Consider the following 18,155-nt stretch of genomic DNA (forward strand, 5'->3'; position numbering starts at 1 on the left):
TCAAACATATTCGATAGGACCGAGGCCAACCCGTGAACCCAGACATGCTCGAAGCCGGCCCCGCTGACGCCAAAGTACTCTCTGTCTTTGACTTCGACGGCACCCTCACCCACCACGACAGTTTCGTGCCCTTTCTCAAGTTCGCTTTCGGCACGGGCGCGTTCTATGGCCGCATCGTGAAGCTGGCGCTGCCGGGGCTGCGCTTTCTGGTGCGGCAGATCAGTCGGGACGAGTTGAAGGCGCAGTTGATCCGCACCTTTATGGCCGGGGTGGAGAAGACGTGGGTGCAGCGCAAGGCCGAGGAGTATTGCCAGCGCAATTGGGCGCGGTTGATGCGCCCGGCGGGTGTGTTGTCGGTGGAGCAGGAGTTGGGCTCGGGGGCGGTGGTGACGCTGTGTTCGGCGTCGCCGGCGTTGGTGTTGCAGCCGTTTGCCGATCGGCTGGGGATCCGCTTGATCGGGACCGAGCTTGAGGTGGTGGACGGCGTGCTGACCGGCAAGCTCACGGGGAATAATTGCCGCTGCGAGAACAAGGTGCTGCGCCTTGAAGCCGTGTATGGGGACCTGGGGGCCTATCGGCTCAGGGCCTGGGGCGACACACGCGGAGATCGCGAGTTGCTGGCGGCGGCGCAGGATGCGCATTTTCGGCATTTTCATGCGAAGAAGAAGCGGCGGCCGCGGTTGCAGCGTTGATGCGCGAGGTGGGGGTTGGCGGTGGACCGAGGCGATCCCATCGCTGCCTCGCGGGGCTCGACAGCTCTTATCAAACACAAAATAACTTTTTGATTTAAAACCTGAAATTCCAGGCAGCCACATTCCTGTGGCGAGCAGGCTTGTCCTGCGTTGGGCTGCGCAGCAGCCCCAAAACCGTGCTCCGGGCAGCGTCAGTTACACCGTGTTTCCCTTGATTGGGGGCGCTGCGCCCCCCAACGCGGGGCAAGCCCGCTCGCCACATAGGCTCCAGTTTGCTGCGCGACAGCGTTAAGTCGAAGACTTGGCGGAGCCTCCCACATTTTTGCTCTGCGTCAGCCTGATAGTTGCGTAGTATCGGGCCATCCCTCTCACGGACCCGAGCCCCATGAAGTTCGATACGGCCTATAGCCTGAGTCTCGATGACAAGCTGTCGATCTACGACGTGCGAGACCTGAATTTCGACGAAACCGCCGCCTACGATTCCGACAAGGACAGCTTCCTGTGCCCCAACGATGCATGCCGGGCGGCGTTCGAGACGGGCAATACGCTGGCCACGTTCAACGCGAAAAACGTCAATTACCTGCGTACGCCTCACTTCAAGAACAGGACCGGCACCCAGCATATCGACGGCTGTCGCTATGCCAGCCTGCACAAGGCCGCGAGCGGAGAAAGCGACGACGCGCGCGAGGATAATTTCCCCTCGGAATTTGTATTGACGCGCCGTAGGTACCCGCGCAAAACGCCAGCTGCCGGCAGCCAGGGGCAGACCTTGCCTGAGCCTGCGAACCCGTCCGCCAACCGCGTCAGCCTGCCCGTGAGTTCAAGCGAAACCACCCCGGACAAGACCAGCGTGTTCGCCCATCCGGTGGAATGTTACGTGTCGAACATCGACGACAAGGACCTGCTCAAGGCGATGCCGCTGAAGATCGGCGAGCACACCGCGACCTATTGGACGTTTTTCAAGAAGATCGAATACCTGCAGGACAACAAGGGCCTGATCTACTGGGGCAGGATCAAGGCCATCAAGGACTACACCAGCAGCTTTCGCATCGACTTCGACAAGAAGGTGTGGCTCGACAAAAAGCCGTATTCGGTCAACGTGTACCTGAGCAAAAAACTCATCGAGAACTACCGCAAGCGCACGGCGTTCCTGGAGCAGATCAAGGCGGCGGCGAGCAGTGAGCGGGCGTTGTATTGCTTCTTCTACGGCGTGACGCCGGAGCTGAAACAGGTGCCGAGCAAAAAGAACCCCGAGCAGACGTTCGGGGTGTTCAGTGCGAATATCGAGAACCTGGATCATCTGATTATTCGCGAAGCGCCGGGGCTGCAGACGCTTTAAGCAGTCGCGCGTGCACACGGCGCATTTGCCCAGTAGATGAACGGCGCAAACAACTGTACAAAAAACCAGTATAGTTTGCCTTCCCGTCGAATCCTGGAGAAACCCCATGTCCTCTCTGGCAATGAGCTCGTTCGTAGACCAGCAGATCGTCCTGCACCAATTCACCGCCAAACACAGCGTACAGGCCCGTGCCATGCTGGGCTGGAGCCACGAAGACCTGGCCCGCCAGGCCGGGGTTTCGGTGGCGTCGGTGCAACAGTTTGAAAGCCGCGCGCAGGTGGACGATGAGGTGCGCCTGGCGCTGGCGTTTCGGTTGGAGGCTGAAGGCCTGGTGTTCTTCCCGGGGTTTGCGCCGGGGTGGGGGATGAGTGTGCGCCGGTTTGATACCGCCGCGCCCGAGCCGGCCGCCCCAGGCATTCTCTCGCGGTTCATGGGTTCAACAGCGTCATCAATTGACTCATCAACCCCTCAACCGAATGGTGCGTAGTATCCAATCGAATAACCGGACACTTCAGCGGTTTCAACCAGCGTTCATGCCGACACGCACTGCACAGGCTGTGGTTGCTGCCATGGTAGCGCGCGGCCCAGGCCAGGAATGCCGTGCTGTCAGCATGGCGGCTGCCGCCTTCCAGTATCTGGTCACCGTAGCGCCGCACTTCCCGCAGGCGCAGGCGGTGCAGTCGGGTTTGCGGGCTCAGGCTCTGAAATATCACCTGGGTAAACCAGGAGATCATCGAATCGCCCCAGCCACAGAGTGAGCCGGATAGCGCCCCCTTCATGGCCGTGCCGTGATCAGGTCGCACTCCCCTGCCGCTTGTAGCAACGCTGAAACACCTTGAAAAGTCATTTTCCAAAGGTGTCCGCGCCTCAGCTTGAGACGCGCGCCTGCGCACCTTGAGTCTCAACCTCCAGCCACCAAGTGTGCCCGCGTTCCGGTTGATTCAGGCTGAACGCCTGCCCCATTGGCGGCGTGGTAATCGACACGTTGCGCTCCCAGGCCAGGGCCATGATGCGGTCGAAGGGTTCGTGCCAGGCGTGGAACGCCAGATCGAATGTGCCGTTGTGAATCGGCAGCAGCCAGCGGCCCCTGAGGTCGATGTGGGCCTGCAGGGTTTGCTCCGGTTGCATGTGCACGTGGGGCCAGTCGACGTTATAGGCGCCGGTTTCCATCAGCGTCAGGTCGAACGGGCCGTACTGCTCGCCGATGCGTTTGAAGCCGTCGAAATAGCCGGTGTCGCCACTGAAGAAAATGCGCCGCGCAGCATCGATCATCACCCACGAACACCACAGGGTCTGGTTGCTGTCAAACAGCCCGCGCCCGGAAAAGTGCTGGGCGGGCGTGGCCACGAAACGAATGCCCTCCACCTCCGTTCCTTCCCACCAGTCCAGTTGCCGCACTTTGCTGGCGTCCACTCCCCATTTAACCAGCGTGTCGCCCACGCCGAGCGGTGCCAGAAAGTAACGGGTCTTGTCGGCCAGTTGGATGACAGCCTTGCGGTCCAGATGGTCGTAATGGTTGTGGGACAGAATCACCGCCTCCAGCGGCGGCAGCGCTGCAAGGCTGATGGGCGGCTGATGAAACCGCTTGGGCCCGGCCCAACTGAAAGGCGATGCGCGCTCGGCAAACACCGGGTCGGTGAGCCAGAACTTGCCGCGCATTTTCAGCAACACGGTGGAGTGTCCCAGGCGAAACACGCTGTGATCAGGCGCGGCCAGCAGTTGCTCACGCGTCAAGGGTTGCACCGGGATCTCGCCCACCGGCCGTGTGTTGCGCGGTTTGTGGAACAGCATCTTCCAGAAGATGCCCAGGGTTTTGCCAAACCCGCCGTGGGGCACCCGGGTGCCGTTGCTGAACTGCCCCTGTGCCTGCTCGGCAGGCGCGGTTTCTTGGGATGAGGTGGTGGCCATTACAACAAAGCTCCTGCGAACTGCGGGAAAATTACACTGCACAGTGTAGTTTCAAGATTGCAACAAAACCCGGAGCAAGTAAACTGCCGAGTGTAATTTCTCTCGGAGCCCATCGCCCGCCATGACTGCCCCCCAACGCCTCACCGACCGCAAGCGCGAAGCCATTGTGGCGGCGGCCATCGCCGAGTTTCGCGCCAATGGGTTCGAGGTCACCAGCATGGACAGGATTGCCGCCACCGCCGGCGTCTCCAAGCGCACGGTGTACAACCACTTCCCCAGCAAAGAGGAGCTGTTCGCCGAGATCCTCCATCAACTCTGGGCCAGCAGCGTCGCGCAACTCGACATCAGCTACGCCGGCGACCGCCCGTTGCGTGAGCAACTGCGCGGCTTGCTCGCCGCCAAGATGCAGATGATGTCGGACGCCAACTTCCTCGACCTGGCGCGCGTGGCGATCGCCGCCACCATCCATTCGCCGGAGCGCGCGCAGGATATGGTCAACCGCCTGAGCTCACGCGAAGAAGGCTTTACCCAATGGGTGCGCGCCGCGCGTGACGATGGCCGCCTCAGTTGCACCGACCCGGCGTTCGCCGCGCACCAGATCCAAAGCCTGCTCAAGGCCTTTGCGTTCTGGCCGCAGATCACCCTCGGCCAACCCACCCTGGAAGCGGCCGAACAGGCCCGCGTGATCGAGTCGGCCATCGACCTGTTCCTCGCGGGCTACGAAGTCCGCCCCACGCCCCTCACTGGCACTGTGCCATAAGCGACATCGACGGTCGCTTTTGGCGCATTCGTCACCCGATTTGTGCAAATGGCCTCCAAGGCCACTGATTATTCCCTTACAAATAACTGACAATATTCCCGGTCATTATCCGATCAACGGTTGATCCAGCGAACGCGCACCGCCGTACCTGTAAAAAATCAGCTGGGCCAGGAATTTATGGAAAACAGACGAGGCAAAGGACTTTCATTTGCCAGGCGTATCTACCAGCCAAGGATCATCGGCCTGGTTGTCGGCAGCATCAGTGTCACCGGTGCGTTATACCCGCTGGCCATGCCGGGTTGGGTGTGGGCGTTTCTGCTGTTCAACGGGTTCATATGGGGGCATGCGGCGTACCAGTTATCGACACGTTCGCAATTTCCCTACCAGGCCGAACAGCGCAACTTCCTGTACGACTCGGTGTTCGGCGGCTTCTGGGTCGCTGCCGTGCAATTCACACCGCTGACCACCGTGACCATCCTGTCGATGATCACCATGAACAATGTCGCGGCCGGCGGCAAGCGTCTGTTCCTGCGCGGCCTGCTGGCCCAGGGCGTCGGCATCGCAGTGGCGTGGGCGCTGTTCGGTGTGCGCTTGAACCCCGATGTCAGCCGGCTTCAGGTCTACAGCTGCCTGCCGATGTTGACGCTCTACCCCATGGCCATCGGCATGGTCTGTTACCAATTGGCAATCAAACTGTCGGAACACAAACGCGCGCTCGGCGCCCTGAGCCGTACTGACAGCCTCACCGGCCTGCTCAACCACGGCTCCTGGAAAGACCTGCTGCACCTCAAGTTCCACGAGTGCCAGCAACAGCGCAGCCACGCCACCATTGCGCTGATCGATATCGACCACTTCAAGCAGATCAATGACACCCACGGCCACATCGTTGGCGACACAGTGCTGCGCGAGCTAAGCCTGGAACTGCGACGCAAGCTGCGGGAAAAGGACCTGGCCGGGCGTTACGGCGGCGATGAGTTCTGTGTGATTCTTCCGCAAATGCCTTTGGCTGACGCCGCGCAGATCATGGAACGCATGCGCGAGACCTTCAGCAATTACCGTCACCCGCAGATTCCCGAATTAAGGGTCAGCCTGAGCATCGGCCTGGCGGATTTCCAGCCCTTCTTCAGCGATGCCTCGATGTGGCTGAATGCGGCGGACCGCGCGCTGTACGACGCCAAGGACACCGGACGCAACCGGGTCAAGGTCAGCGACCAGGTGATTGCCCATTTCGCCTGAAGTCGTCGTACGACACCTCGTCAGAATCTTCTTTCATCGCGCTCCGGCGACAGCATAATGCCACTATCGGTCACCTGCCCAAAAAAGGTCCTGCCCCTGGGGCGAACTTGTTGTCAGGCTGATCACTCATAAGCCCGTTCCACCTTCTGTCGGCATCAGGAAGTCGACAATGAGCACGTCCGCCGTAGGCCAAGCGCCAAACGGGGCAAGCGCCAATCCATGGATAACTCACGACGTTGCTTGTCCGAGCACTGCACATGCTATTCAACGCCTACAAAAAAACCATCACTGCCCTGCAACACACCCTTGCCCAGCAATCCAGCCTGCTCGACGCCATTGAGCGCTCCATGGCCGTGATCGAATTCGACCTGCAAGGCACCGTGTTGCGCGCCAATGACAATTTTCTGCAAACCATGGGCTACCGCGCCGAGCAAGTCATCGGCCAGTCGCACCGCCTGTTCTGCACGCCCGAATTTGCCCGCAGCGCGCAATACAGCCAGCTGTGGACCCAACTGCGCAATGGCCAGTTTCAGTCCGGCACCGTTGAGCGGCTGAGCAGCAATGGCCAGTCGGTGTGGTTGGAAGCCAGCTACAACCCGGTGCGTGACGAAGCGGGCACTGTGATCAAAGTGGTGAAGTACGCCCTGGACGTGACCCCACGCCTGCAGGCCGAAAGCGAGGCCAACGCCAAACTCGAAGCCATCGGCCGCGCCATGGCGGTGATCGAGTTCAACCTCGACGGCACCATCATCACCGCCAACGAGAATTTCCTTACGCGTATGGGCTATAGCCTGGCGCAGATTCAGGGCAAGCATCACCGCCTGTTCTGCACGCCGGAATCGGCCAACAGTGCAGCCTATGCCGATTTCTGGAAGCGTCTTAACCAGGGCGAACTGTTCAGCGGACAGTTCGAGCGAATCGACAAAAATGGCCATACCGTGTGGCTCGAGGCCAACTACAACCCGGTGTACGACGCCAGCGGGCGCCTGTGCAAGGTGGTGAAGTTCGCTTCCGACATCACCGCCCGCGTGCAACAACATGCCGCCGACGCCGCGAGTGCGGCGCAGGCGTATCACATCTCCGTCAGCACCCGCGACATCGCGGAACAAGGCGCCGAGGTGATTCAGCAATCGGCCAGTGGCATGCGCGAAATTGCCGCAGACATCGACGGCTCGTCGCAACTGATCGCCAAACTGGGCGAGCGTTCGCAACAGATCACCGCCATCGTTAACACCATTCGCGGGATTGCGGATCAGACCAACCTGCTGGCCCTCAACGCGGCCATCGAGGCGGCACGGGCCGGCGAACAGGGCCGCGGTTTTGCGGTAGTGGCCGATGAAGTACGGCAACTGGCGGCCCGCACCAGCGGTTCGACCATGGAAATATCCGGCATGATCGCAATGATCCAGGAAGAGACCCGCCAGGCCATCGACAGCATGGACGGCACCCGCGACCGCGCAGCCCTCGGCGTGGACCTCGCCAACCGCGCCGGCACGGTGATCCTGCAGATTCGCCAGGGCACCAGCGAGGCGGTGCAGGCAGTGAGTGCGTTTGCCGGTGAGCGGGTCAGCAACTGACCCTGCTTGATCCGCCAAACGGTGCCAATGCCAAAGGGTGCCTAATGTGGGAGGGGGCTTGCCCTAATGCCAGTCAGTTAAGCGCAGCTCCCCTGTGGGAGCGGCGGTGCGACGATTCGACTTGCCCGCGAAAGCGGTGGGTCTTCAGCATCAATGTTTGCTGCGCCGACGCCATCGGGAGCAAGCCCCCTCCCACATTTTGTACAGCGTTCGGCAGACCATTTCGGTCGGCTCTCAGGCCGCCGCGCTTTTGATCTTGATCTTAGGCGCCCCGTCAAACACGCTGGCCGAACGCAGGTTTTGGAGCGTGGGTAACCCGGCAGGACGCCGGGTTAGCCGCGCTGGGCCAAGGATGGCCCATCGCGGCGGCCCACGCTCCAAAGCCTGCGTTCGGGCACACCGAGCCTGGGCGAGGTGCCGAGTGTTGGGGCAAGAGCGTTTTGCTTACTTTTGCGCTTTTCAAAAGTGAGCCGCCGTAAGGGCGGAACCCTAAGTCGTCGTTACCGCAGAAACGGATAGGTACACCGAAAAGTCGCACCGCTCGTTGCTTCGAGCATCACGCTGGCTTAACTGAACGGCATTAGGGCTTGCCCCCTCCCACAGTTGAGCTTGCTCCCACATTGGGAATTGCTGCACTGCATACCTCAGTTGGGCCTCGCTCCGGGCACGTGCTGCGCCAACTGCTCAAACAGCGTCACCACCGAACGCAACGCCCGGCAATCCGGGCGTGTCAGCAGCCATAGCGCGGTATCGTGCCCTGCCAGCGCAGGCCCCAGGGGTTGCAGTTGCGCGTCCAGTAAAAAGTCCGGCAAGGCCGCCACCCCAAGCCCGGCCCGCACCAGTTCGGTCACCGAGAGCATGCTGTTGCAGCGGTAGCTGAGGCGCACACCCGGCAGGTGTTCACGGCGCCAGGCCACGGTGGGGTGATCGGGCAGGAAATCATCCGGCGCGATCCAGTCCAGCTCGGCCAACGCGCGGCCCGCGTGCCGGCGCGCATACTCGGTGCTGGCACACACCCGATACGCCACGCTGCCCAGGTTGCGTCCGACCAGGTGCTGCGGCGGCGTCCGGGTCAGGCGCAGGGCAATGTCGGCATCGCGGCGGCTGAGGTTGGCAAAGTCATTCGACGTGCTCAGCTCCAGCGTCAGCGCCGGGTAAGCCGGCATGAACTGCGCCAGTGCCGGCAACAGCAGGCTTTGCAGCACAGAGTCGGTGCAGGTCAGGCGTACCGTGCCGCTGATCACCTCGCCGCCCTGCTCCACACCGATGCGCGCGGCTTCCAGGGCCTGCTCGGCACGTTCAGCCTGCTGCGCCAGGTTGCTTGCCAGGCCGGTGGGCAGGTAACCGGCGCGGCTTTTTTCAAACAGCGTTTGCCCCAGTGCCGCCTCCAGCCGCCGCACCGCGCGGAACACCGTGGACACATCCACCCGCAACAACGCCGCCGCCCGCGCCAGGCTGCCGCCGCGCACCAGCGCCAGGATCAGGGACAGGTCGGTGTAGTCGATTTGATAGTGCGTGGCTGCATTGAGCATGTGGGAAAACGCCAATTTTGATTGCGTGAGCGCCAATCTATAGTGCGCATCAGGACACAACAAGCCATGGGATGCCTCTGATGAAAACCACCGCTCTGCACATTGCCCTGATCGGCGACTACAACCCGGATGTGATCGCGCACCAGGCGATCCCGCTCGCGCTGCAACAGGCCGCGCACACCCTGGGCCTGACGGTGCACGTCAAGTGGCTCGCCACCGACACGCTCACCTCCACGGCGCTGTTGCAGGGTTTCGACGGGTTCTGGTGCGTGCCCGCCAGCCCCTACCGCGACACGCAAGGCGCCTTGCGCGCGGTGCGTTTTGCCCGCGAACAGCGGCGCCCTTTCCTCGGCACCTGCGGCGGTTTTCAGCACGCTGTGCTCGAATATGCCCGCCATGTACTGGGCTGGGCCGATGCCGAACACGGTGAACTGGTGCCGGATGCCCAGCGTGCGGTGATCGCGCCGCTTGGCTGCGCGTTGGTGGAAGCGATCGACACCATACGTTTGGTCCCCAACACCCGCATCGCCGATGCCTACGGCCAGCTGGATCTCGAAGAAGGCTACCGCTGCCGCTACGGCATCAACCCCGCCTTCGAAAGCGCTCTGCTGGAAGGCGACTTGATTGCCAGCGGCCACGACGCCGCCGGCGAGCCGCGCGCCGTCGAACTGCTGAACCACCCGTTCTTCGTCGCCACGCTGTTCCAGCCCGAACGTGCGGCGCTCAAGGGCACCACGCCGCCACTGGCGATGGCGCTGCTCAAGGCCTGCCAGGCGCTTTCGGCATGATCGCCAACACACCCGCGCCGCCCTACTACGCGGTGATCTTCAGCTCGCTGCGCAGCGAGGGGGACCAGGGTTACGGCCAGGCAGCCCTGCGCATGCTGGAACTGGCCCGCGAACAACCGGGGTTCCTCGGCGTGGAGTCGGCGCGCGAGGACGGGCTGGGGATTACGGTTTCTTATTGGCGCAGCGAAGCGGCGATTCTGGCGTGGAAGCAAAACGCCGAGCACACGCAGGTACGCGAGCAAGGGCGCGCCAGCTGGTATTCGGCGTTTCATACGCGCGTGTGCAAGGTCGAAAGGGCTTACGCCTTTTCAGTCTGAAATGCACACCTCTGTGGGGAGGGGCTTGCTCCCTCCCCACAATTTGATCTTTACCGGGTCAAGAAAGACCCTAAAACACCCCGCGCGCACGTTAATGTCGGTTTGGTGATAGCGCCGTTCACAATCACTTGTTAAAAAGGAAGCCTTCTCAAGTTACCTCCACGAAAGGACTTCGCTTATGCCTGTCACGTTTTCCAAGAGCGCTTTGCTGCTCGCACTGATGCTCGGTCTTGGCCAGGCGCAGGCAGCCGACTCGATCAGCCCGGCCGAGTTGGCGACAAACGAAGGCATCCCCTACCCGGCCGTCATCGCCCACCGTGGTGCGTCCTACGATGCCCCCGAATCCACCGCCGCGGCCTACAAGGTCGCGCGCGACCTGGGCGCCGACTACCTGGAAATGGACCTGCAGCGCAGCAAGGACGGCGTGCTGTTTGCCCTGCACGACAATAACCTGCAGCGCACCACCGACGTGGCCAGCAAGTTCCCCGAGCGCAAAGACGCGCCGGCCAACGAGTTCACCTGGAAAGAACTGCAAACGCTCGACGCCGGCAGTTGGTTCAACGCCGCTTACCCGGACCGCGCCCGCCCGGGCTTCGTCGGCCTGAAAATCCAGAGCCTGGACGACATCATCAAGATCGCCGAAGGCAACCCGCAGCACAAACCCGGCCTGTACATCGAGACCAAGGAGCCCAAGCAATTCCCGGGCATCGAAGCCGACCTCAAAAACAAGCTGCTGGACAAGGGCTGGCTGAGCTCCGCCGGTTCCAAGCTGGGCAAGAGCAACACCGGCGTCGGCCAGGGCAAGGGCCGCGTGGTGCTGCAAACCTTCGAGGTGTCGAGCCTCAAAGAGTTGCAAAAGGAAATGCCGAACACGCCGAAGATTCTGCTGCTTTGGGTGGGTGAAGGCAGCATCGAGCCGAAATCCAAACAGACCTTCGCCGAATCCGGCGAGCCGACCAAGGCCGCCTACTACGCCAAGCAAGAGCCGAAAGACGCCGCCGAGTTCGAAAAATGGGTCGACCAGGCCAAGGACCTTGGCGCCATCGGCACCGGCCCTTCGGCCGAGCTGACCCATCACGGTGACCAGAGCTACACCGACCTGGTGAAACCGCAAATGAACAAACTGACCCACGACAAAGGCCTGCTGGTGCACGTCTACACCGTCGATGAGCCGGTGGATTTCGAAAAAGTGATGAACGCCGGTGTCGACGGCATTTTCACCAACCGCGCGGCCGAACTGCTGAAGTTCTACAAGCGCTGGCCGTCGTCCAGCGTGCAGGACCTGCTCAACGACTATAAATACTGAGGCATTGGTGTCAGTGCGCCATTAAGGATGAATTAAGTTGCGCTGGTTAATCTGGCGCCACTTAAACAGTTCACCCAAGAGGACACACCATGAAAACTTTGACTGCCCTGTTCGCTTCCACCGCCCTGACCCTGACCGCCGGTTTGGCTCAGGCGGACGTTCGTCCGGATCACATTGAAGGCCTGCTCAAGTCGGGCGCCGTGATGCCTTTCGACAAGCTCAACGCAGCAGCCGTGGCAACTCACCCTGGCGCTTCGATCACTGACACTGAGCTGGACACCAAACACGGCTTCGCTGACCAGTATGTCTACGAAGTGGACCTGACCGACACCACCGGCAAGCGCTTTGAAGTGAAGCTCGACGCCAAGACCGGTGTCGTGCTGGAAAACAAGCAAGACACTTGAGTTGAATCCCCAAAAAACCGCGCCACCTTCGGGTGGCGCGGTTTTTTTATGGACGCAGGAAAATTCCTACTTTATTAAAGGAAATTACCCTCACGCCACCCAAGGTCGTTAAAATCCCCCGCATCGGGCAGGGAACCACGCCCTTCACGCTGCGCACAGAGGCTGCTGCATGGAACCAAAAGCTGCCGACATCGCTACCATTGGCCGGATCAGCGCCGTGCCCGCGATGCTTCAGGTCATCAGCGACATGACCGGCCTGCGCTTCGCTGCCGTGGCCAGGGTGACCGACGACACCTGGACCGCCTGCGCCGTGCTTGACCACCTGGAATTCGGCCTCGGGGTCGGCGGCGAGCTGGACCTGACCACCACTATCTGCCACGAAATCCGCGGTTCCCATGTGTCCGTGGTGATCGACAAGGCCAGCGAAGACCCGCTTTATCACGACCACCACACGCCGCGTATCTACCAGTTTGAAAGCTATATTTCGGTGCCGGTATTCCGCACCGACGGGCGTTTTTTCGGCACCATCTGCGCCCTCGACACCAACCCCGCCAACCTGCGCAGCAGCGCGATCCAATCCACCATGGAGTCGTTCGCGCGGGTGCTGTCGCTGCAGATCGAAGCCGAAGAAGCCCTGCAACATACCGAAGCGCAACTGCACGAAGAACGTGGCACCGCAGAACTGCGCGAGCAATTTATCGCGGTGCTGGGCCATGACCTGCGCAACCCCTTGTTCGCCATCAACTTCAGCGCCGAACGCCTGCTGCGCAAGCATTCATCAGCGGCCACCGACCCGCTGGTGCAGCACATTCTCACCAGCGGCCGGCGTGCTGCGCAGTTGGTCGAAGACGTGCTGGATTTCGCCCGTGGCCGCATGGGCAGCGGCATTCCGCTGCACCTGAGCGATTGCGAAGGGTTGCAGAGCGCCCTGCAACACGTGGTGTCCGAAGTGCAGAGCGTGCACCCCACGCGGGTGATTCGCGCCGATATCGGCGACCTGCGTGGCGTCCACGGCGACCGCGAGCGCCTGGCGCAGTTACTCTCGAACCTGGTGGCCAACGCCATCCATCACGGGCGCCCTGAGGGACCTGTGGACGTCACGGCGAAGATCGAGCATGGCCTCTTCACGCTCTCGGTAAAAAATTCCGGGCAGATCAGCCGGCAGGCCTTGCCTCGCCTGTTCGAGCCCTACGCGCGCCCCGTCACCGACACCCCGCAAGCAGGCCTGGGCCTGGGTTTGTATATCGTCAAGCAGATTGCCGACGCCCACGGTGGGGATCTGGAGGTATCGACCTGCGAGCATTCGGGGACGTGCTTCACCTTCATGCTGACGACGCGCTGAGCAAGTTTTCAAAGCGTCACAAAATCGTCATCCTGCCTTGCAATGATTCGCGCATGCGAACCTGTGAAACGTCCTACAGGCGCTTTCCCTGCGAGACTCCATGAACCACAGCATTGACCACAGCCACCAGGATCCCGATCTGTTTGGCCTGCTTTACGGTTTCCGTTTTCGCCCCGGTGAAAAGGGCGAACAGATCGACTCCGCCACCGCCCTGCAGGCCCTGCAACAACCGGCCGACCCCGACGAGTTTTTGTGGCTGCACCTGAACCTGGCCCACGCCGCGTGCGAACGCTGGATGCAGGCGCACCTGGATTTGCCCGAGGAGTTCTTCGAAGCCCTGCACGAAGGCTCGCGCTCCACGCGTATCGAACATGTGGACTCGGCCTTGCTGGCGGTGGTCAACGACGTGGTGTTCAACTTCAGCAGCCTGGTGTCGTCGGACATTTCCACCTTGTGGGTGTGCGCCCGCAGCCGCCTGCTGGTGAGCGCGCGCCTGCAACCGTTGCACTCGGTGGACAAGTTACGTTCCTCGGTGAAGGCCGGTGAGGGCTTTCGCTCGCCGCTGGCGCTGCTGGTGCATTTGCTGCGCGATCAGGGCGAAGTGCTGACGCAGATCGTGCGCAAGACCAGCATCAGCGTCGACCATATCGAAGACCAGCTGCTGTCCTCGCAACTGGCCACCAACCGCGCCGAACTCGGTGCCGCGCGCCGTGTGCTGGTGCGCCTGCAACGCCTGCTGGCGCTGGAGCCGGGCTCGCTGCTGCGCCTGCTCAATCGCCCGCCGCAATGGCTGCAAAAGGAAGACGTGAAGGAGTTGCGCAAATCCACCGAGGAGTTCGCGCTGATCATCAACGACCTCACGGCCCTGGGTGAACGTATCAAGCTGTTGCAGGAAGAAATCGCTGCCAATCTCAACGAGCAGAGCAACCGCACGCTGTTCACCCTGACCGTGGTCACGGTGCTGGCGTTGCCGATCAACATCATCGCCGGTTTTTTCGGCATGAACGTGGGCGGCGTACCGCTCTCCCAGGACCCGGAAGGCTTCTGGATCCTGGTGGCGCTGGTGGCCACCTTCACCTTGATCGCCGGGCGCTGGGCCTTCCGCAAACGCAAAGACTACTGATTGCAATGCAATCAACTGTGGGAGGTGGCTTGCTCCCGATAGCGGTGGGTCAGTGACACATCAGTGCCTGACACTCCGCTATCGGGAGCACGCCCCCTCCCACATGGGGTTGGCGGTGAGTTCTGGACAAGTGGCCATTTCATTCGCGTGAACACTGACCTGTTGCAGTATCTCTGTAACATTTTGTAATGATCATGGGCGACATCCTTCCTCACACAGGATGCTCCGGCATGGCCACCCCTTCACTGACTGCCTCCACCACCGCCTCACACGGCGATCCCAAACCCCGACTGGACAAGAAACCCGGCCTGATCACCGTGATCATGTTCTTCGCCGTGCTTGCCATGGGCCTGTTGTTCACCGCCTACAGCCTGATGCACGACATGAAGGAAATGGGCGCCGTTGTCACCACCTGGACGCCGTTCCTGCTGCTGGGTGTGGCGTTATTGATCGCGCTGGGTTTCGAGTTCGTCAACGGCTTCCACGACACCGCCAACGCGGTCGCAACCGTGATTTACACCAACTCGCTGCCGCCGCACTTTGCGGTGGTGTGGTCGGGGTTCTTCAACTTTCTCGGCGTGTTGCTTTCCAGCGGCGCGGTGGCATTCGGCATCATCGCCCTGCTGCCGGTCGAGCTGATTCTGCAGGTGGGCTCCTCGGCCGGTTTTGCGATGATCTTCGCCCTGCTGATTGCAGCCATCCTGTGGAACCTCGGCACCTGGTGGCTGGGTTTGCCGGCCTCCTCTTCCCACACCCTGATTGGCTCGATCATCGGCGTCGGCGTGGCGAATGCCTTGATGCACGGGCGTGACGGCACCAGCGGCGTGGATTGGGGCCAGGCGATCAAGATCGGTTATGCGCTGCTGCTTTCGCCACTGATCGGCTTCGGCTTTGCCGCGCTGCTGTTGCTGGCCCTGCGCGCCTTCGTCAAGAATCGCGCGCTGTACAAGGCGCCCAAGGGCGACGCCCCGCCGCCGTGGTGGATCCGCGGCATGCTGATCGTCACCTGCACCGGCGTGTCGTTTGCCCACGGCTCCAACGACGGGCAAAAAGGCATGGGCCTGATTATGTTGATCCTCGTCGGCACCCTGCCGATGGCCTATGCCCTCAACCGCGCCATGCCCGCCGAGCAGTCGTTGCAGTTCGCGGCGGTGGCCGAGGTGACCCAGGTGGCGCTGGTGAAAAGCGCACCGCAGCCATTGCTCGGTGACCCGCGCCCGGTCCTCTCCACCTACGTGCGCACCAAGGAGCCCACGGCGGACCTGGTGCCGGCGCTGGCCGCCCTCACCGGCCACATCGGTGACGAAGTAAAAGGCTACGGCTCCCTCGCCAAAGTCCCCGCCGAAGCGGTAGGCAACGTGCGTAACGACATGTACCTGACCAGCGAAACCATTCGCCTGATGGACAAGGGCAAGGTCGGCAACTTCGACGCCGACACCCAGGACAAGCTGCAACTGTTCAAACAGCAACTCGACAACTCCACGCGCTTTATTCCGCTGTGGGTGAAAATCGCCGTGGCCATCGCATTGGGGCTGGGCACCATGGTTGGCTGGAAGCGCATCGTGGTGACGGTGGGCGAGAAGATCGGCAAGACCCACCTGACTTACGCCCAGGGCGCATCGGCGGAAATGGTCGCGATGCTGACCATCGGCGCGGCGGATATGTATGGATTGCCGGTGTCGACCACCCACGTGTTGTCATCGGGCGTGGCGGGCACGATGGTGGCCAATGGTGGTGGGTTACAGATGCGCACCATCCGTAACCTGCTGATGGCATGGGTGCTGACCTTGCCGGCGGCGATTCTGCTGTCGGGCAGCCTGTACTGGCTGTTCACCCAACTGTTCTGACCGGACACTGTTCAAAATGTGGGAGGGGGCTTGCTCCCGATGGCGGCAGGTCAGCTACCTGAAAATTGGCTGACCCACCGCTATCGGGAGCAAGCCCCCTCCCACAGGGGTTTTCTGTGTTTCTCAGGACGTGAATAACCCGGCCATTATGTTGAGGCGCTTCTTGTAGACGCGCCGCGCCTCGAGCGCCTCTTCCAGGCTGACCGCCACAAACCCCGCCCGCTGGTTCGGCTGCATCTGTCCGATCAAATCCAGGTCGGCACTGATCACGGTGCCGATCATGGCGTAGCCACCGCCCGACACCGCGTCGCGGTGCAGCACGATCGGCTCCAGACCCGCCGGTACCTGGATCGAGCCGATCGGGTAGCAGCTGTCGACAATATTCGACGGATCGGAGCCGGCGCCAAACGGCTGCTCCCGTGGCTGAAAGCTCAACGCGCTGCCGCCCTTGAAGCGATAGCCGATGCGGTCGGCCTCGGAGCCCACCGTCCAGGGTTCGGCAAAAAAGCTGCTTTTCGCGCCCGTGGTCAAGCGCTCGTAATACAGCCCCGGCACCACTCGCAGGGTTATGTCGCCGCCCACCGAACGGCGCAAGGCCATCGGCAGACTGTTGCCGACACTGCCGGCGCCGCTGGCTTCGCCGACCGGCAACACATCGCCCTCCTGCAGACGCCGGCCATGGAAACCGCCCAGCGCGCCCAGGGTATAAGTGGAGCGACTGCCGAGCACCAGCGGCACATCAATGCCGCCCGCCACGGCCAGGTATGTGCGTGCGCCGGCCACGGGAAACGTGAAGCGCAGTACCTGGCCGGCGCGCACCGCAAAGGCGGTGTCCTGGTGCACCACCTCGCCGTCCAGGCGCGGTGACATCAATGCGCCGCTGAGTGCCACCAACGCGTCCTGCGTAAACTCAAGCTCAGGGCCGATCAAGGTGCATTCCAGCCCCGCCGCCCCCAGCGGGTTGCCCACCAGGTGGTTGGCCGCGCTCAGCGCGTATTGGTCCAGCGCACCCGAAGGCGGGATGCCCAGGTGGTAATAGCCTTCGCGGCCCAGGTCCTGCACGGAGGTGGCCAGGCCAGGTTTGAGCACCTTGATCATGCCAGCGCCTCCTGCAGGGTTTTCGGGTAGCCGACGGGGTCGGCGAGAAACGCGTCGAGGGAAAATTCCACCGGGCGGATGCGCAGGTCGAAGCGCCCGGCGTCCACTTCAGCCACCGCCAGGTCATAGGCAGCACGGTCAATCGGCTTGAACTGCACGATGTCGCCAGGCCGGAAGAACACCATGTGCTCCTTGAGGTAAGCCAACTGCTGCGCCGGGTCGTAGATCGGTGCCGGGGTCACCCCAAACATCTGATAACCGCCGGCGCCGCGCACCGAGTAGATGCAGCCGAAACAGCCGCCATGGCCCAGGGTCAGTTTGGGCGTGTCGGTGCGCGGGCGCAGGTACTTGGGCACCTGCAACTGCCGCGCGCGCTCGACCATCTGAAACATGAACGGCAAGCCCGCCACAAACCCGACCATCGACACAAACCACGGCGCACCGCTGTGGGCGTGGATGAACGCGTCCACATCGGCCAGGCCGTTGATGCGCGCGGCGTATTCCAGGTCAGTGCCGCTGGGGTCCTGATGACGGTCGCGAAAACGCATCAGGGTTTCATGGGTCCAGGGGTCGTTGTAGAGCACCGGAATTTCGATGATGCGCGTGTGCAGGGTGCGCTCGGCCACGGCCTGGGCCTCGGCGCTTTGCACGGCGTCGAGCAACACGTGGGGCGCGATGCGGTCGGGATCGAAGCGGATCTGGAACGAGGCGTTGGCCAGACAGATATCCAGCACGCCTTCCAGCGCCAGACGCTCCACCGCGCGGGTCACCGCCATGCCTGTGAAGAAGGCCTCCAGGGACATGCTGTCGCTGACCTCGGCGAACAGGTGTTCGTCAGCACCGAAGCTGTAGCGGATGGGGGACGTTTCAGCCATGTCTGTTCCTC

At 62.1% G+C, this 18,155-nt stretch carries 18 protein-coding genes; 13 read left to right on the forward strand and 5 right to left on the reverse strand.

Annotation, left to right across the window (positions count from 1 at the left end):
* The first annotated feature begins 44 nt into the window (after nucleotides 1-44).
* From RHM60_RS10005 to RHM60_RS10015, 3 genes are all read left to right on the forward strand, one after another.
* Nucleotides 45-692 (forward strand): HAD-IB family hydrolase, encoded by a 648-nt coding sequence (locus RHM60_RS10005; protein WP_322214317.1) that lies wholly within the window; start codon nucleotides 45-47, stop codon nucleotides 690-692.
* Nucleotides 693-1,077: 385 nt separating this feature from the next.
* Nucleotides 1,078-2,031, forward strand: coding sequence for a hypothetical protein (locus RHM60_RS10010; protein WP_322214318.1), 954 nt, complete (start codon nucleotides 1,078-1,080; stop codon nucleotides 2,029-2,031).
* A 106-nt stretch (nucleotides 2,032-2,137) separates the two neighbouring features.
* Nucleotides 2,138-2,518, forward strand: a complete 381-nt coding sequence (locus RHM60_RS10015) for a helix-turn-helix transcriptional regulator (protein ID WP_322214319.1) — start codon at nucleotides 2,138-2,140, stop codon at nucleotides 2,516-2,518.
* Here RHM60_RS10015 and RHM60_RS10020 read toward each other — a convergent pair.
* The gene (locus tag RHM60_RS10020; protein ID WP_322214320.1) at nucleotides 2,460-2,765 is read right to left on the reverse strand and encodes a hypothetical protein; all 306 of its coding nucleotides are present in this window, start codon (nucleotides 2,763-2,765) and stop codon (nucleotides 2,460-2,462) included. The genes RHM60_RS10015 and RHM60_RS10020 overlap by 59 nt on opposite strands.
* 133 nt (nucleotides 2,766-2,898) lie before the next feature.
* Nucleotides 2,899-3,939 carry an MBL fold metallo-hydrolase gene (locus RHM60_RS10025; protein ID WP_322214321.1) on the reverse strand — a complete coding sequence of 347 codons (1,041 nt, stop codon included), beginning with the start codon at nucleotides 3,937-3,939 and terminating at the stop codon, nucleotides 2,899-2,901.
* Between the two features lie 121 nt (nucleotides 3,940-4,060).
* On the opposite strand from RHM60_RS10025, the gene RHM60_RS10030 reads away from it, so the two are divergent.
* From RHM60_RS10030 to RHM60_RS10040, 3 genes are all read left to right on the forward strand, one after another.
* On the forward strand, nucleotides 4,061-4,699 hold the full coding sequence (locus RHM60_RS10030) for a TetR/AcrR family transcriptional regulator (protein ID WP_209984044.1): 639 nt from the start codon (nucleotides 4,061-4,063) through the stop codon (nucleotides 4,697-4,699).
* Between the two features lie 177 nt (nucleotides 4,700-4,876).
* A complete protein-coding gene (locus tag RHM60_RS10035; RefSeq protein WP_231422908.1) occupies nucleotides 4,877-5,935 on the forward strand; it encodes a diguanylate cyclase in 1,059 nt (352 codons plus the stop codon).
* 257 nt (nucleotides 5,936-6,192) lie between these two features.
* Entirely contained in the window at nucleotides 6,193-7,512 is a 1,320-nt protein-coding gene (locus RHM60_RS10040) for a PAS domain-containing methyl-accepting chemotaxis protein (protein ID WP_322214323.1), read from the forward strand.
* Between the two features lie 644 nt (nucleotides 7,513-8,156).
* Here the strand turns inward: RHM60_RS10040 and RHM60_RS10045 are convergent.
* On the reverse strand, nucleotides 8,157-9,044 hold the full coding sequence (locus RHM60_RS10045) for a LysR family transcriptional regulator (protein ID WP_322214324.1): 888 nt from the start codon (nucleotides 9,042-9,044) through the stop codon (nucleotides 8,157-8,159).
* Between the two features lie 80 nt (nucleotides 9,045-9,124).
* Between RHM60_RS10045 and RHM60_RS10050 the strand changes: the two genes are divergently transcribed.
* From RHM60_RS10050 to RHM60_RS10080, 7 genes are all read left to right on the forward strand, one after another.
* On the forward strand, nucleotides 9,125-9,832 hold the full coding sequence (locus RHM60_RS10050; protein WP_231422905.1) for a CTP synthase: 708 nt from the start codon (nucleotides 9,125-9,127) through the stop codon (nucleotides 9,830-9,832).
* A complete protein-coding gene (locus tag RHM60_RS10055) occupies nucleotides 9,829-10,149 on the forward strand; it encodes an antibiotic biosynthesis monooxygenase family protein (RefSeq protein WP_209984054.1) in 321 nt (106 codons plus the stop codon). Before RHM60_RS10050 ends, RHM60_RS10055 begins: the two co-directional genes overlap by 4 nt.
* 178 nt (nucleotides 10,150-10,327) lie before the next feature.
* Nucleotides 10,328-11,455 (forward strand): glycerophosphodiester phosphodiesterase family protein, encoded by a 1,128-nt coding sequence (locus RHM60_RS10060; RefSeq protein WP_322214325.1) that lies wholly within the window; start codon nucleotides 10,328-10,330, stop codon nucleotides 11,453-11,455.
* Between the two features lie 89 nt (nucleotides 11,456-11,544).
* A complete protein-coding gene (locus RHM60_RS10065) occupies nucleotides 11,545-11,859 on the forward strand; it encodes a PepSY domain-containing protein (protein WP_322214326.1) in 315 nt (104 codons plus the stop codon).
* A gap of 169 nt (nucleotides 11,860-12,028) precedes the next feature.
* Complete coding sequence (locus RHM60_RS10070; protein ID WP_322214327.1) at nucleotides 12,029-13,201, forward strand: GAF domain-containing sensor histidine kinase; 1,173 nt, start codon at nucleotides 12,029-12,031, stop codon at nucleotides 13,199-13,201.
* 100 nt (nucleotides 13,202-13,301) lie between these two features.
* Complete coding sequence (locus RHM60_RS10075; RefSeq protein ID WP_057007087.1) at nucleotides 13,302-14,324, forward strand: transporter; 1,023 nt, start codon at nucleotides 13,302-13,304, stop codon at nucleotides 14,322-14,324.
* Nucleotides 14,325-14,554: 230 nt separating this feature from the next.
* On the forward strand, nucleotides 14,555-16,171 hold the full coding sequence (locus RHM60_RS10080; protein WP_209984062.1) for an inorganic phosphate transporter: 1,617 nt from the start codon (nucleotides 14,555-14,557) through the stop codon (nucleotides 16,169-16,171).
* A gap of 123 nt (nucleotides 16,172-16,294) precedes the next feature.
* Here the strand turns inward: RHM60_RS10080 and RHM60_RS10085 are convergent, their stop codons facing one another.
* Nucleotides 16,295-17,269: a biotin-dependent carboxyltransferase family protein gene (locus RHM60_RS10085; RefSeq protein ID WP_231422902.1), complete on the reverse strand. Its 975-nt coding sequence runs from the start codon at nucleotides 17,267-17,269 to the stop codon at nucleotides 16,295-16,297.
* Nucleotides 17,266-18,144, reverse strand: a complete 879-nt coding sequence (locus tag RHM60_RS10090) for a 5-oxoprolinase subunit B family protein (RefSeq protein WP_209984066.1) — start codon at nucleotides 18,142-18,144, stop codon at nucleotides 17,266-17,268. The genes RHM60_RS10085 and RHM60_RS10090 overlap by 4 nt, the downstream gene beginning before the upstream one ends.
* Nucleotides 18,145-18,155: the final 11 nt, after the last annotated feature.

Origin of the sequence: Pseudomonas sp. MH9.3 (genome assembly GCF_034354675.1) — a bacterium.
In the GTDB taxonomy this organism is placed as follows: Bacteria; Pseudomonadota; Gammaproteobacteria; order Pseudomonadales; family Pseudomonadaceae; genus Aquipseudomonas.